The following is a 15,069-nucleotide window of genomic DNA, read 5'->3' as shown; positions in this document are numbered from 1 at the left end:
AGCGTTAGAACAACACGCGGCTACGGATAGTGCCGTTGATGTGCTGCAGCTTCTCTTGCGCCAGGTCCGAGTACTCGGCGTCGACGTCGATCACCACGTAGCCGACCTTCTCGTTGGTCTGTAGGAACTGACCGGAGATGTTGATGCCGTTTTCCGCGAAGACCTTGTTGATCTCCATCATCACGCCAGGAATGTTCTGGTGGATGTGCAGCAGACGGTGCTTGCCAGGGTGAGCCGGCAGGGCCACTTCCGGGAAGTTCACGGACGAGACCGAGGTACCGTTGTCGCTGTACTTGACCAGTTTTTCCGAGACTTCCAGGCCGATGTTGGCTTGGGCTTCAGCGGTGGAGCCACCGATGTGCGGGGTCAGGATCACGTTGTCCAGGCCACGCAGCGGGCTTTCGAAGATGTCGTCGTTGGAGCGTGGCTCTACCGGGAATACGTCGATGGCGGCGCCGATCAGGTGCTTGTCCTTGATCGCATCGGCCAGGGCGTCCAGCTCAACCACGGTGCCGCGTGCAGCGTTGATCAGGATGCCGCCTTTCTTGATGGCGCGGATTTCCTTCTCGCCGATCATCCACTGGGTCTCAGCGGTTTCCGGAACGTGCAGGGTCACGATGTCCGACATGCCCAGCAGTTCGGTCAGGCTGGCCACTTGCGTGGCGTTGCCCAATGGCAGCTTGGTCAGGGTGTCGTAGAAGAACACCTGCATCCCTAAGCCTTCAGCCAGTACCGACAGCTGGGTGCCGATCGAACCGTAACCGACGATACCCAGCTTCTTACCGCGGATTTCGAAGGAGTTAGCCGCACTTTTGATCCAGCCGCCACGGTGGCAGGAAGCGTTCTTCTCTGGGATGCCGCGCAGCAGCAGGATGGCCTCGGCCAGCACCAGCTCCGCAACGGAACGGGTGTTGGAGTACGGTGCGTTGAACACCGCGATGCCGCGCTCGCGCGCTGCGTTGAGGTCGACTTGGTTGGTGCCGATGCAGAAACAGCCAACTGCCACGAGTTTCTTGGCGTGATCGAAGATTTCTTCGGTCAGCTGAGTGCGGGAGCGAATGCCGATGAAGTGCGCGTCGGCGATCTTTTCCTTGAGCTGGGCTTCCGGCAGAGAACTGGTGATGTACTCAATGCTGGTGTACCCGGCGGCTTTCAGAACGTCGACAGCCGATGGGTGGACGCCTTCCAGAAGAAGGAACTTGATCTTGCTCTTATCGAGAGAAGTCTTGCTCATCTGCGTAAACCTGTATCCCGGAGAAAAATGGCAGGGAGTCGGATCGCTTAAGCTGACCCGGACGGCAGGAAAGCCGTCACCGCAGAAACGCCCTTGGGCTCTGTCCTGCGGGGGCGGTATGCTAGCATACGCGCCCCGCAAACACTCATTCCTGCGACGTGAAGCGTTCTCAGGATGACCATGAATTGTTCGAGAGTTCTGTCGATGACCCATCCTGCCCTGATTGATGAGCTAAAGACCCTGGTTGAGCCCGGCAAAGTGCTGACCGACGCCGACTCCCTGGAGGCTTACGGCAAGGATTGGACCAAGCACTTCGCACCTGCGCCGACCGCCATCGTCTTCCCCAAGACCATTGAGCAGGTGCAGGCCATCGTGCGCTGGGCCAATGAACACAAGGTCGCGCTGGTGCCTTCCGGCGGTCGTACCGGCCTGTCGGCAGCGGCGGTGGCGGCCAATGGCGAAGTGGTTGTGTCGTTCGACTATATGAACCAGGTCCTCGACGTGAACCTCACCGACCGTACCGCTGTGTGCCAGCCGGGTGTGGTCACCAAGCAATTGCAGAACGTCGCCGAAGAAAAGGGTTTGTACTACCCGGTGGACTTCGCCTCGTCCGGTTCCAGCCAGATTGGCGGCAATATCGGCACCAATGCCGGCGGGATCAAGGTGATTCGCTACGGCATGACCCGTAACTGGGTAGCCGGTATGAAAGTCGTCACCGGCAAGGGTGACGTGCTGGAACTGAACCGTGACCTGATCAAGAACGCCACCGGCTACGACATGCGCCAGCTGTTTATCGGCGCTGAAGGCACCTTGGGCTTTGTGGTCGAAGCCACCATGCGCCTGGACCGGGCGCCGAAAAACCTCACCGCGATGGTGCTGGGTACCACCGATTTCGACTCGATCATGCCGGTGCTGCACGCGTTCCAGAGCAAGCTGGACCTGACTGCGTTCGAATTCTTCTCCGACAAGGCCCTGGCCAAGGTCATGGGCCGTGGCGATGTACCGGCGCCGTTCGAAACCGAGTGCCCGTTCTACGCGTTGCTGGAATTTGAAGCCACCACCGAAGAAGTCGCCAACCACGCCCTGGAAACCTTCGAGCACTGCGTCGAGCAGGGCTGGGTGCTGGACGGCGTGATGAGCCAGAGCGAAACCCAACTGCACAACCTGTGGAAACTGCGCGAGTACATCTCCGAGACCATTTCCCACTGGACGCCGTACAAGAACGACATCTCGGTCACCGTGTCCAAGGTGCCGGCGTTTTTGAAGGAAATCGACGCGATCGTCGGCGAACACTACCCGGACTTCGAAATCGTGTGGTTCGGCCACATCGGCGACGGCAACCTGCACCTGAACATCCTCAAGCCGCAAAACCTGAGCAAGGATGAGTTCTTCGCCAAGTGCGCCACCGTGAACAAGTGGGTGTTCGAAACCGTTCAGAAGTACAACGGCTCGATCTCCGCCGAGCACGGCGTGGGCATGACCAAGCGCGATTACCTGACCTACAGCCGTTCCCCGGTTGAAATCGAATACATGAAGGCCGTGAAAGCGGTATTCGACCCTAACGGGATCATGAACCCTGGCAAGATCTTCGCTGTTTAAGGAGTCGCTCCATGAGCTACCAGCACAAGTATGTCGACGGCACCAACATCCACTTCCCGTTGGGTAAAGTGGTGTGCATTGGGCGTAACTACGCCGAACATGCCAAGGAACTGGATAACCCGGTGCCGACCGAGCCGTTGCTGTTCATCAAGCCCGGCAGCTGTGTCGTGCCGCTGGAAGGCGGTTTTGCCATCCCTACCGAGCGTGGCTCGGTGCACTACGAAGCGGAAATCGCGGTATTGATCGGCAAGCCACTGTCGAACAAGCCAAGCCGTGAAGAAGTGCTGGATGCCATCTCCGGCTTCGCCCCGGCCCTGGATTTGACCCTGCGCGACAAACAGGCCGAATTGAAAGCCAAGGGCCTGCCCTGGGAAATCGCCAAGTCCTTCGATGGCGCAGCGGTGATTGCACCGTTCGTGGTCGGCAGCACGTTCCCGGACGTGACTGATATCGGCATTCGCCTGACCATCAACGGCGAAGTGCGCCAGGACGGCAACAGCGCGCAGATGCTCAACCCGATCATCCCGATGATCCAACACATGGCCGGCTGCTTCTCGCTGCAGGCCGGTGATGTGATCCTCACCGGCACCCCGGCTGGCGTAGGTCCGTTGAATGTGGGCGATGAGTTGGTGTTGGAGTTGGCGGGTGTGAACCGCTTCGAAAGCAGCGTTCGCTGACGCAACGCGGTCAAGAATGTGGGAGGGGGCTTGCTCCCGATAGCGGTGTATCAGCCAAGCATCTGGTGGCTGACACTCCCTTATCGGGAGCAAGCCCCCTCCTACATTGAACCTGTGCAGGCCTCAAGGTCCCCGCGTTTGCATTTTTTTCACACACTACCCGGATAATCCTTGGCCTTGTGCTATCCCCTAACACTGACTTTCCGGAAAAAGCGCCCCATGGCCGTGTCCCTACCTTCCGCCACACCCAAGCCGCGTTCTCGTTTTGCCCTGCGCTGGTATTCCTGGCTGTTTTTGGCGGGCGTGATCGTCTATGGCGTTGCCTGGGCCATGCATTGGGACGATCGCGGCATGCTGTGGGTGTCGGAGCGCTTTGAAACACCGGCTGAGCGCAGCGAAAGTGTGTGGTTGCCGGATTACCACGCCGTCATCGACGCGAAAGTGTTGCCAGGCATGGAGAAGGACGAGGCCTCGGATGTCTCCTACAACCCGCAGACCAAAACCCTGTTTTCCGTCATGGGCAAAAACCCATTCCTCGTTGAGTTGAGCCTGCAAGGCGATGTGCTGCGCAAGATGCCGCTCAATGGCTGGGAAAACCCGGAAGGCGTGACGGTGCTGGAAAATGGCCTGATCGCGGTGGTGGACGAGCGCCAGCACAGCCTGACCATCGTCAAGGTCGACGCGACGACCCAGCAGTTGAACAAGGCTGACTTCCCCGCCTATGAACTGGGGCCATCCAAAGACCAGAACAAAGCCTTTGAAGCGATCGCCTGGGACAAGCTAGGCCAGCAACTTGTGCTGGGTGAGGAGCGTCCACCGGCGTTGTTCACCTGGAAAAGCGATGGCGGCCAGACCTTGGTTGGCGACAAGCAAAAACTCGCCAGCAAAGAACTGGACATGCGCAACCTCTCGGCCCTGGCTGTCGACCCGCGCACCGGCCACCTCCTGGTGCTTTCGGCCGACTCCCACCTGTTGCTGGAGTTGGACGAGAAGGGCGAACAAGTCAGCTTCATGACCTTGCTTGGCGGCTTCAATGGCTTGAGCAAAACCATTCCCCGTGCAGAAGGGGTGACTATGGATGAGGATGGCACTTTGTATATGGTCAGTGAGCCAAACCTGTTCTATCGTTTCGAGAGACAGAAGTAACCGACAAATTACGTCGGATATTTCTCTAAGAGCGGCATTCGCCAGACAGCAGGGCGCGTTTAAGTTTAAATTCAGACAGGCGTGATATTCATTCGCCACTTTTGATTTTGAGCCCGTCCAATGCGCCGACTTGCCCGCCCCAAACCCATTCTGTTTCTCCTGGTGCTGATCGCCCTGATCTGCGCCGGGGTCGCTGGGCAGCACTTTCGCTTGTTCGAGCGCGCCTGGTTCAACTGGCAGGCGTGGCGCCAGCCGGCAGACGAACGTTCGATCGGCCTGGCGGATTACCGGGTGACCCTGGAGGCCCAGGTGATCGAGGGGCTCGCTGACGATGTCTCGGCCCTCACCTATGACCCGGTGCGCAAAAGCCTGTTTACCGTGACCAATCAGAACGCTGAACTGATCGAGCTCTCCCTGGAGGGCAAGATCCTGCGGCGCATCCCTTTGGTGGGGTTCGGCGATGCCGAAGCTGTGGAATTCATCAGCGACAACATCTATGTCATCACCGACGAGCGCCAGCAGCGGTTGATCAAGGTGCATGTGGACGACGACACCCAGTTCCTCGACGCCGCCGATGCGGAGCAGATGACCCTGGGCCTGCACGTAGGCGGCAACAAGGGTTTTGAAGGGTTGGCCTATGACTCGGTGGGCAAGCGCCTGTTCGTGGCCAAGGAGCGCGACCCGATGTTGATCTACGAGGTCCACGGGTTTCCCCATTTCAAGCCAGAGAAAACCTACTCGGTGCACGTGATCAACAACCCCAAGCGTGACGCTGGGCTGTTTGTGCGGGACCTGTCGAGCCTGCAGTACGACGAGCGCAGCGGCCATCTGCTGGCGCTGTCGGATGAGTCGTTTCTGGTGCTGGAACTGGATATCGACGGTCGCCCGTTGAGCAGCTTGTCACTGCTGAACGGGCGCCATGGCCTTAAAAAACGTGTGCCCCAGGCCGAAGGAATCGCCATGGATGACGAAGGCACGTTGTACCTGGTCAGTGAGCCGAACCTGTTCTACGTGTTCAAAAAAACCAGCCCCTGAAAACACCGCCAAGCCAATGTGGGAGGGGGCAAGCCCCCTTCCACATTTGGTTTTGCATCAGGCTTTTAGGGTTTTGACGCCCTCAGCGGTGCCGAGCAGCAGCACATCTGCCGGGCGCGCGGCAAACAGGCCATTGGTGACCACACCGACGATGGCGTTGATCTGGGCTTCCAGCGCCACCGGGTTGCTGATCTGCATATTGAACACGTCGAGGATGATGTTGCCGTTGTCGGTCAACACGCCTTCGCGGTACACCGGGTCGCCGCCCAGTTTCACCAGCTCGCGGGCCACGTGGCTGCGGGCCATCGGGATCACTTCCACCGGCAACGGGAAGGCGCCGAGGACGGGCACCAGCTTGCTGGCGTCGGCAATGCAGATGAACGTCTTGGCCACGGCCGCGACGATCTTCTCGCGGGTCAGGGCTGCGCCGCCGCCCTTGATCAGGTTCAGGTGCTCGTCGCTTTCATCGGCGCCGTCGACGTAGAACTCCAGGTCGCTCACGGTGTTGAGCTCGTACACCGGAATGCCGTGGCCTTTCAGGCGCGCGGCGGTGGCTTCGGAGCTGGCCACAGCGCCGTCGAACGCGCCCTTGTGCTGGGCCAGTGCATCGATAAAGCAATTGGCGGTGGAGCCGGTGCCGACACCGACGATGCTCTTGTCGTCGAGTTTTGGAAGGATTAAATCGACGGCGGCCTGGGCCACTGCCTGTTTGAGTTGATCCTGGGTCATGCGGGCTCCGGAACGGGCGGGGAGTTATCGAGGGGCGCGAGTATAACCCAACAAAACCTCGGGATTCGTGTGGTCGTACGGCCAAAAGCCGGGTTAGACTCCTCGGCCCTGCCCAACTCGCCCAGTGATTTCCGCCGATGCTTGAACAGTACGTCAAAAAGATCCTCACCTCGCGCGTCTACGACGTTGCCGTAGAAACCCCGCTACAGACCGCTCGCCAGCTCTCCGAGCGGCTGGGTAACAAGGTCTGGCTCAAGCGTGAAGACTTGCAGCCGGTGTTCTCGTTCAAGATTCGCGGCGCCTATAACAAGCTCACCCAACTGACTGACGAGGAGCGCGCACGCGGTGTGGTCACAGCCTCGGCGGGCAATCATGCGCAAGGCCTGGCCTTGGCGGCCAAGGTGCTGGGGGTCAAGGCGACTATCGTGATGCCCAAGACCACCCCTGAGATCAAGGTCGAAGGCGTGCGCTCCCGTGGTGGCAAAGTGGTGCTGCATGGTGATTCCTTCCCGGAAGCCCTGGCCTACTCGCTCAAACTGGTCGACGAAAAAGGCTACGTCTACATCCACCCCTACGATGATCCACACACCATTGCCGGGCAGGGCACCGTGGCGATGGAGATCCTGCGCCAGCACCCAGGGCCGCTGGACGCGATCTTTGTACCGGTGGGTGGTGGTGGCTTGATTGCAGGCATTGCGGCGTACGTGAAATACCTGCGTCCGGAGATCAAGATCATCGGCGTCGAACCGGACGACTCCAACTGCCTGCAGGCCGCGATGGCGGCGGGCGAGCGCGTGGTGCTGCCGGCAGTCGGGATCTTTGCCGACGGCGTGGCGGTGGCGCAGATCGGCCAGTACACCTTTGATATCTGCAAAGACTATGTCGATGAAGTGATCACCGTGAGCACCGACGAGATCTGTGCGGCGATCAAGGACATCTACGACGACACCCGTTCCATCACCGAGCCGGCAGGCGCGCTGGGTGTGGCCGGGATCAAGAAGTACGTGGAGACCCGTGGCGTCAGCGGCCAGACCTTTGTCGCCATCGACTCTGGCGCCAACGTCAACTTCGACCGCCTGCGTCACGTAGCCGAGCGCGCCGAGCTTGGTGAAGGCCGCGAAGCCATCATCGCCGTGACCATCCCGGAGCAGCCGGGCAGCTTCAAGGCGTTTTGCGAGGCCGTGGGCAAGCGCCAGATCACCGAATTCAACTACCGCTACCACTCCGGCAGCGAAGCGCACATCTTCGTTGGCGTGCAGACCCACCCGGAAACCGACCCGCGCAGCGCGTTGATCGCCAGCCTCACCGAGCAGGGTTTCCCGGTGCTGGACCTGACCGAAAACGAACTCGCCAAGTTGCACATCCGCCATATGGTCGGCGGCCATGCGGCGCACGTCAGTAATGAAGTGGTGTTTCGCTTCGAGTTCCCGGAGCGCCCGGGCGCCTTGTTCAACTTTCTTCACAAGTTGGGCGGGCGCTGGAACATCTCGATGTTCCACTATCGTAACCACGGCGCAGCCGACGGCCGTGTAGTCGCCGGCCTGCAAGTGCCGGCGAACGAGCGTCACCTCGTCCCCCCAGCGCTGGAAGCCATTGGCTACCCGTACTGGGATGAGAGCGATAACCCGGCCTACAAACTGTTCCTCGGTTGAGCGACTACGCTGATTGGGGGACGGCCTCTAAGGAATAAGAAACATGGAAACCCTGATGACGCTGAAAGTTATCCACATCGCGGCCACCGTGGTACTGCTGCTCAGCGGCCTCGGCCTGGCGCTGCTGGCCTGGCGCAAGCGCAGCGCCGGTCCTGCGGTGATCGTGCAGCGCCCTTGGGCGTTCGTGTGGTTGCTGATGGGGATTTGCGTGGTGAGCATGCCATTCACCGGCTGGTGGCTGGCACACCTGATCGGCTGGCCGCTGGGGCAGACCTGGATTCTGGGTTCCAGCCTTTTGTACACCGTGGCGGCGCTGGCGTGGTTCTGGCTGGTGGCGCGGCTTAACCGGCTGCGCAAGGGGGAGGGCGGTAGCCTGAATTTTACTCTGGTGCTGGCGGTGGTCAGTCTGGTGGGGTTTGTGGCGATTGCGGGGCTGATGGGCGCCAAGCCGGTTTAAGGCTTGGGACCGAGTTGTCCGCATCGGGGGCTTGCTCCCGATAGCGCCATCAGCTACGCAGCGTAATCACCGGCCAACCCCGCTTCTCGGCTTCGGCGCGCAAATTCGGGTCCGGGTCCACCGCCACCGCATGCGTCACCTGCTCCAACAGCGGCAGGTCATTCATCGAGTCGCTATAGAAGTAGCTGTCTTGCAGGCTATATCCCGTCTCTTCCAACCAACGGTTCAAACGCGTCACCTTGCCCTCACGAAAGCACGGCACATCGGTGCTGCGCCCGGTGTAGCGGCCATTTTCCATCTCGCATTCGGTGGCGATCAGGGTGTCGACACCCAGGCGTGCGGCAATCGGCGCGGTGACGAAACGGTTGGTGGCGGTGATGATCACCAACTTGTCGCCAGCGTCGCGATGTTTGGCCAGCAGTTCCAAGGCCAGCGGCAGCACGATCGGTTCGATGCAGTCGCGCATATAGTCGTTGTGCCACTCATCCAACTGATCCAGTTCGGTGCGGCCGAGGATCTCCAGGCAGAAGTTCAGGTAGGCGGCGTTATCCAGCTTGCCGGCCAGGTAGTCTTGATAGAACTCGTCGTTACGGGCCTTATAGGCCACCGGGTCGAGAATCCCGCGTTCACACAGGTAATCGCCCCACGCGTGGTCGCTGTCACCGCCGAGAAGGGTGTTGTCCAAGTCGAATAAAGCCAGGCGCATTGCAGTTACTCGCTGAAAAGTCTGTAAAAAGGTGTCCAGAATACGGTCTTTTCACAAGAGTGCACATAAGGTAAGAAGCCTCGTTGCCGCTTGCGCAACCTTTGTGGAACAATGCGACGATATGCGTTTGCGAGGTTGTTGCCGTGATCGACCCCGATGGTTTCCGTCCTAATGTCGGGATTATTCTTACGAATGATGCCGGACAGGTGCTATGGGCTCGCCGAATCAACCAAGATGCCTGGCAGTTTCCTCAAGGCGGAATCAACCCCGACGAAACCCCTGAAGACGCCTTGTACCGTGAGTTGAACGAAGAAGTCGGCCTTGAGCGCGAAGATGTGCAGATTCTGGCCTGTACCCGTGGCTGGTTGCGCTATCGTTTGCCGCAACGCCTGGTGCGTACCCACAGCCAACCGCTGTGCATCGGCCAGAAGCAGAAATGGTTTCTCCTGCGCCTGATCTCCAACGAGCAGCGGGTGCGGATGGATTTGACCGGTAAACCGGAGTTCGATGGCTGGCGTTGGGTCAGCTATTGGTACCCGTTGGGCCAGGTGGTGACATTCAAGCGCGAAGTTTATCGTCGCGCTCTCAAAGAGCTTGCCCCGCGCCTTTTAGCGCGCGACTGACGACGGAGTTCGACCCCGAGCCATGCTCAATACGCTGCGCAAGATCGTCCAGGAAGTTAACTCCGCCAAGGATCTCAAGGCGGCGTTGGGGATTATTGTGTTGCGCGTCAAGGAAGCCATGGGCAGCCAGGTCTGCTCGGTTTACCTGCTGGACCCAGAGACCAACCGTTTTGTGCTGATGGCTACGGAGGGCTTGAACAAGCGCTCCATCGGCAAAGTCAGCATGGCGCCCAATGAAGGTCTGGTGGGCCTGGTGGGGACGCGTGAAGAACCCCTGAACCTTGAAAACGCGGCCGATCACCCGCGTTACCGCTACTTTGCCGAAACCGGCGAAGAGCGCTACGCGTCATTCCTCGGCGCGCCGATCATCCACCACCGTCGCGTCGTCGGTGTGTTGGTCATCCAGCAGAAAGAGCGCCGCCAGTTCGACGAAGGTGAAGAAGCCTTCCTCGTGACCATGAGCGCGCAGCTCGCCGGGGTGATTGCCCACGCCGAAGCCACCGGTTCGATTCGCGGCCTGGGGCGTCAAGGCAAGGGCATCCAGGAAGCCAAGTTCGTCGGCGTACCGGGTTCGCCGGGTGCTGCCGTGGGTACGGCGGTGGTCATGCTGCCGCCGGCCGACCTCGATGTGGTGCCGGACAAGACCGTCAACGACATCGACGCCGAAATCAAACTGTTCAAGACCGCCCTGGAAGGCGTGCGCGCCGACATGCGCAACCTGTCGACCAAGCTGGCCACCCAACTGCGCCCCGAAGAGCGTGCGCTGTTCGACGTGTATCAGATGATGCTCGACGACGCGTCCCTGGGTAACGAAGTCAAAACCGTGATCAAGACCGGCCAATGGGCGCAGGGCGCGCTGCGCCAGGTGGTCACCGATCACGTCAACCGTTTCGAATTGATGGACGACGCCTACCTGCGCGAGCGCGCCTCGGATGTGCGCGACCTCGGTCGCCGTCTGCTGGCCTACCTGCAGGAAGACCGCACCACCAACCTGGTCTACCCCGACAACACCATCCTGATCAGCGAAGAACTGACCGCCACCATGCTCGGCGAAGTGCCGGAAGGCAAACTGGTGGGCCTGGTCTCGGTACTCGGTTCGGGTAACTCCCACGTCGCGATCCTGGCCCGGGCCATGGGCATTCCGACGGTGATGGGCCTGGTGGACCTGCCGTACTCCAAGGTCGACGGCATCGACATGATCGTCGATGGCCATCGCGGTGAAGTCTTCACCAACCCCAGCGACGTACTGCGCAAGCAATACGCCGAAGTGGTGGAAGAAGAGAAACAACTGGCGCTGGGCCTGGACTCATTGCGTGAGTTGCCGTGCGTGACCACCGATGGCCATCGCGTACCGCTGCTGGTCAATACCGGCCTGCTGGCCGACGTAGCCCGGGCACAACAGCGTGGCGCCGAAGGCGTGGGGCTGTACCGCACCGAAGTGCCGTTCATGATCAACCAGCGTTTCCCGAGTGAGAAGGAGCAGCTGGCGATCTATCGCGAGCAACTGCAAGCCTTCCACCCGTTGCCGGTGACCATGCGCAGCCTGGACATCGGCGGCGACAAGTCACTGTCGTATTTCCCGATCAAGGAAGACAACCCCTTCCTCGGCTGGCGCGGGATTCGCGTCACCCTCGACCATCCCGAAATTTTCCTCGTACAGACCCGCGCCATGCTCAAGGCCAGCGAAGGCCTGAACAACCTGCGCATCCTGTTGCCGATGATCTCCGGCACCCATGAGCTGGAAGAGGCGCTGCACCTGATTCACCGCGCCTGGGGCGAAGTGCGCGACGAAGGCGCCGACGTGCCGATGCCGCCCATTGGCGTGATGATCGAAATCCCGGCGGCGGTGTACCAGGCCAAAGAGCTGGCGCGGCAGGTGGACTTCCTGTCGGTGGGCTCCAACGACCTGACCCAATACCTGCTGGCCGTGGACCGTAACAACCCACGGGTGGCCGACCTCTACGACTACCTGCACCCGGCGGTGCTGCAAGCGCTGCAACATGTGGTGCGCGACGCCCATGCCGAAGGCAAGCCGGTGAGCATCTGCGGTGAAATGGCCGGTGACCCGGCGGCGGCAGTGCTGTTGATGGCGATGGGCTTTGACAGCCTGTCGATGAACGCCACCAACTTGCCGAAGGTGAAGTGGATGTTGCGTCAGGTTGACCTGAGCATGGCCAAGGAGTTGTTGGCCGAGTTGATGACCATCGACAACCCGCAAGTTATCCACAGCTCGCTGCAGTTGGCGCTGAAGAATCTGGGGCTGACGCGGATGATCAACCCGGCCTCTGCCAAAACTCTCTAGACCGTCATCGCAGGCAAGCCAGCTCCCACATTTGGAATGCATTCCCCTGTGGGAGCTGGCTTGCCTGCGATGAGCATAGGTATCTACACAACTCTTAGAGGCAGGCACAAAACCCTGTGGTGAGCGGGCTTGCCCCGCGCTGGGATGCGAAGCAGCCCCAATCCAGGCACCGCATTTTTTCAGTCATAACCCATTGGCCGGTTTTGGGGCCGCTTCGCACCCCAGCGCGGGGCAAGCCCGCTCACCACAAGGGCCTCGTTCGCTAAGGGTAGGTTTTCACCAAAGATGTGTAGATACCTATGCTGCGATGAGGCCAGTACAAGCGCCGCTAGATCTTGATTTCCACTTCGCCCAGCCGCCCACCATGGGGCCCAAAACTGCGCTCCACCATCCGCCGCGTTCCATCCGCATTCACAATCAACGCCGTACTCGCCCGCGTCCCATAACTGGGGCTGGCGATAAACACACTGGATAACAGGCTCTCCGTCGCCAACCCCACCCCGGTATCCGGCAAGTCTGCAAACGACGCCGTCTGCGGGTCACTCAAAATCCCCAGCAACACCTCCGGCTGCGGATCATCCAGCACCGCGCTCAACGCTGCCTTGGCTTTGAGCAATTTGGGCCACGGCGTATCCAGTCCGGCGTTGGACAAGCCATACACCCCGGCCTTCAACTGAGTCGGCTCAGTCTGGTTGGCGTTGTAATGCCACAGTTCATCCCGCGTGCCGACTAGCAGGTTAAACCCAGCATATTCAATCGAACGCCCGTTAACGTCGGCTAAATATTCGTCAATCGGCAGGCTCCCATTGAGAAATCGCGCCACCAGCTCCCCACGGGATTTACGTGCCGGCGGCTGGTGCGGATCACGGATATTGGTCAGGGCGGCAAAGCGTCCATCGGCATTTACCCCCAGCCAGGTGCCACCCGCTTCCTGATCGCGGCCGGCATAAACGTCGGGGGCATCAAGCCACTGGGCCAGCGGCAGGCTGGGGCGGGCGTAGAACTCATCGCGGTTGGCCGCGACGATCAGCGGTTGGGCGTGGCCCGGCCGCCAGGCGAAAACAATCAGGCACATCAGGCGTTTCCCTTTTGTGTTTTTTGTCACTCTACCCACACCGGCAGCGGTGTTCCATCGTATCCAGTTGGGCGCCGTGCCTTCCATCCGTTAACATGCCGGACTTGATTAGGGGGCTCCCATGGAATTTCTGCTGTATTTGCTGCTGGGCGCTTGCGCGGGCGTGCTCGCCGGGCTGTTTGGCGTGGGCGGCGGGATCATTATCGTGCCGGTGCTGGTGTTCAGTTTCACCTTGCAGGGCTTCGACCCGCAGGTGCTCACCCACCTGGCCGTGGGCACGTCCCTGGCGACCATCATATTTACCTCTGTCAACGCCGTGCGTGAACACCACCGACGTGGCGCGGTGCGTTGGCCAATATTCGTGTGGATGACGGTTGGTATCCTGATCGGTGCAGGCTTCGGCGCGCTGACCGCCGAGGCGATTTCCGGCCCGCATTTGCAGAAAGTCATCGGCGTGTTTGCGCTGATCATCGCCGTGCAGCTTGCCCTGGAAGTCAAACCCAAAGCCAGCCGCACCGTGCCGGGCAAGGTCGGCCTGACCCTGGCGGGCACGGTGATTGGCTGGGCGTCGGCGATCTTCGGGATTGGCGGCGGTTCGCTGACCGTGCCGTTTTTGACCTGGCGCAGCGTGCCGATGCAGCAGGCGGTGGCCACTTCATCGGCCTGTGGCCTGCCGATTGCCCTGGCCAGTACATTAAGTTTCATGATTCTGGGCTGGCATGACCCGTTGCTGCCCGCTCATAGTCTAGGGTTCGTGTATTTGCCGGCGCTGCTGGGCATTGCCCTGACCAGCATGGTGTTTGCCCGCTTCGGCGCACGCCTGGCGCATCGGTTGTCGCCGCGCTTGCTCAAGCGGCTGTTCGCCGGCCTGCTGTTTTGCGTAGGTTTAAACTTTTTGTTGTAACGCAGACTTAATCGCGCCCGGGCATGGTCGGGGCGCCATAACGCATGATTTAACGAGGAGTCGCAATGCTGCCTTACCCGCAGATCGACCCGGTGGCCCTGGCCATCGGTCCGCTGAAAATCCATTGGTACGGGTTGATGTACCTGATCGGCATCGGCGGTGCCTGGCTGCTGGCCTCTCGGCGCCTGAACCGTTTCGACCCGACCTGGACCAAGGAGAAACTCTCCGACATGGTCTTCTGGCTGTCGATGGGGGTCATTGTCGGCGGGCGATTGGGGTATGTGCTGTTTTACGACCTGTCCGCCTACATCGCCAACCCGACGCTGATTTTCGAAGTGTGGAAAGGCGGCATGGCGTTCCACGGCGGGTTCATCGGCGTAATGATCGCCGCCTGGTGGTTTGGCCGGCGCAATGGCAAATCGTTCTTCCAACTGATGGACTTCGTCGCGCCGCTGGTGCCGATTGGCCTGGGTGCTGGGCGCATCGGTAACTTCATCAACGCCGAGCTGTGGGGCAAGCCGACCGACGTGGCGTGGGCGATGGTGTTCCCGCCGTTCAGCGACCCGGCGCAACTGCCGCGCCACCCGTCGCAGCTGTACCAGTTCGCGTTGGAAGGTGTGGCGCTGTTCCTCATTCTGTACCTCTTCTCGCGCAAGCCGCGCCCGACCATGGCCGTTTCCGGCATGTTCGCGCTGTTTTACGGGATCTTCCGTTTCATCGTCGAATTCGTGCGCGTGCCGGATGCGCAATTGGGCTATCTCGCGTGGGGCTGGCTGACCATGGGTCAGGTGCTGAGCATCCCAATGATCCTCGTAGGTCTGGGTCTGCTGTGGTGGGCGTACAATCGCCCGCAGCCGCTGAAGAACACCGCGCTTTAAATTCGAACGCCTGGGCCTGCACGCGGGCCCAGGCTTCAACGATACGGGTACT

14 protein-coding genes are annotated in these 15,069 nt (G+C 60.5%); 10 read left to right on the top strand and 4 right to left on the bottom strand.

The window, feature by feature from the left end:
• Positions 1-4: 4 nt before the first annotated feature.
• Positions 5-1,234 (bottom strand): phosphoglycerate dehydrogenase, encoded by a 1,230-nt coding sequence (serA, locus tag PspS35_RS28330; RefSeq protein WP_003195214.1) that lies wholly within the window; start codon positions 1,232-1,234, stop codon positions 5-7.
• Between the two features lie 204 nt (positions 1,235-1,438).
• On the opposite strand from serA, the gene PspS35_RS28325 reads away from it, so the two are divergent.
• The 4 genes from PspS35_RS28325 to PspS35_RS28310 all read left to right on the top strand — a co-directional run bounded on the left by PspS35_RS28325 (position 1,439) and on the right by PspS35_RS28310 (position 5,691).
• The gene (locus tag PspS35_RS28325; protein ID WP_159937701.1) at positions 1,439-2,833 is read left to right on the top strand and encodes an FAD-binding oxidoreductase; all 1,395 of its coding nucleotides are present in this window, start codon (positions 1,439-1,441) and stop codon (positions 2,831-2,833) included.
• A gap of 11 nt (positions 2,834-2,844) precedes the next feature.
• Positions 2,845-3,510 (top strand): fumarylacetoacetate hydrolase family protein, encoded by a 666-nt coding sequence (locus PspS35_RS28320; RefSeq protein WP_159937700.1) that lies wholly within the window; start codon positions 2,845-2,847, stop codon positions 3,508-3,510.
• A gap of 219 nt (positions 3,511-3,729) precedes the next feature.
• Positions 3,730-4,656, top strand: coding sequence for an SdiA-regulated domain-containing protein (locus PspS35_RS28315; protein ID WP_159937699.1), 927 nt, complete (start codon positions 3,730-3,732; stop codon positions 4,654-4,656).
• A gap of 120 nt (positions 4,657-4,776) precedes the next feature.
• Complete coding sequence (locus tag PspS35_RS28310) at positions 4,777-5,691, top strand: SdiA-regulated domain-containing protein (protein ID WP_159937698.1); 915 nt, start codon at positions 4,777-4,779, stop codon at positions 5,689-5,691.
• A gap of 57 nt (positions 5,692-5,748) precedes the next feature.
• Here the strand turns inward: PspS35_RS28310 and rpiA are convergent, their stop codons facing one another.
• Entirely contained in the window at positions 5,749-6,420 is a 672-nt protein-coding gene (rpiA, locus tag PspS35_RS28305; protein WP_159937697.1) for a ribose-5-phosphate isomerase RpiA, read from the bottom strand.
• A 137-nt stretch (positions 6,421-6,557) separates the two neighbouring features.
• On the opposite strand from rpiA, the gene ilvA reads away from it, so the two are divergent.
• Both ilvA and PspS35_RS28295 read left to right on the top strand, forming a co-directional pair.
• Complete coding sequence (ilvA, locus tag PspS35_RS28300) at positions 6,558-8,072, top strand: threonine ammonia-lyase, biosynthetic (RefSeq protein ID WP_159937696.1); 1,515 nt, start codon at positions 6,558-6,560, stop codon at positions 8,070-8,072.
• 43 nt (positions 8,073-8,115) lie between these two features.
• Positions 8,116-8,529 (top strand): DUF2269 family protein, encoded by a 414-nt coding sequence (locus PspS35_RS28295; protein ID WP_159937695.1) that lies wholly within the window; start codon positions 8,116-8,118, stop codon positions 8,527-8,529.
• 49 nt (positions 8,530-8,578) lie between these two features.
• On the opposite strand, the gene PspS35_RS28290 is transcribed toward PspS35_RS28295, so the two are convergent.
• Complete coding sequence (locus PspS35_RS28290; protein WP_159937694.1) at positions 8,579-9,235, bottom strand: HAD family hydrolase; 657 nt, start codon at positions 9,233-9,235, stop codon at positions 8,579-8,581.
• A gap of 143 nt (positions 9,236-9,378) precedes the next feature.
• Here PspS35_RS28290 and PspS35_RS28285 point away from each other — a divergent pair, with 143 nt between their 5' ends.
• Both PspS35_RS28285 and ptsP read left to right on the top strand, forming a co-directional pair.
• Entirely contained in the window at positions 9,379-9,858 is a 480-nt protein-coding gene (locus tag PspS35_RS28285; protein WP_003176750.1) for an RNA pyrophosphohydrolase, read from the top strand.
• 22 nt (positions 9,859-9,880) lie between these two features.
• On the top strand, positions 9,881-12,160 hold the full coding sequence (gene ptsP, locus PspS35_RS28280) for a phosphoenolpyruvate--protein phosphotransferase (RefSeq protein ID WP_159937693.1): 2,280 nt from the start codon (positions 9,881-9,883) through the stop codon (positions 12,158-12,160).
• Between the two features lie 328 nt (positions 12,161-12,488).
• Here the strand turns inward: ptsP and PspS35_RS28275 are convergent, their stop codons facing one another.
• On the bottom strand, positions 12,489-13,235 hold the full coding sequence (locus PspS35_RS28275) for an NRDE family protein (protein ID WP_159937692.1): 747 nt from the start codon (positions 13,233-13,235) through the stop codon (positions 12,489-12,491).
• A gap of 121 nt (positions 13,236-13,356) precedes the next feature.
• Here PspS35_RS28275 and PspS35_RS28270 point away from each other — a divergent pair, with 121 nt between their 5' ends.
• On the top strand, positions 13,357-14,139 hold the full coding sequence (locus PspS35_RS28270) for a sulfite exporter TauE/SafE family protein (RefSeq protein ID WP_159937691.1): 783 nt from the start codon (positions 13,357-13,359) through the stop codon (positions 14,137-14,139).
• A 65-nt stretch (positions 14,140-14,204) separates the two neighbouring features.
• Positions 14,205-15,017 (top strand): prolipoprotein diacylglyceryl transferase, encoded by an 813-nt coding sequence (gene lgt, locus PspS35_RS28265; protein ID WP_159937690.1) that lies wholly within the window; start codon positions 14,205-14,207, stop codon positions 15,015-15,017.
• Positions 15,018-15,069: the final 52 nt, after the last annotated feature.

The organism is Pseudomonas sp. S35, assembly GCF_009866765.1.
GTDB lineage: Bacteria > Pseudomonadota > Gammaproteobacteria > Pseudomonadales > Pseudomonadaceae > Aquipseudomonas.
Note: the sequence above shows the minus strand (reverse complement) of the source record. Positions and strands in the feature narration are given on the sequence as shown.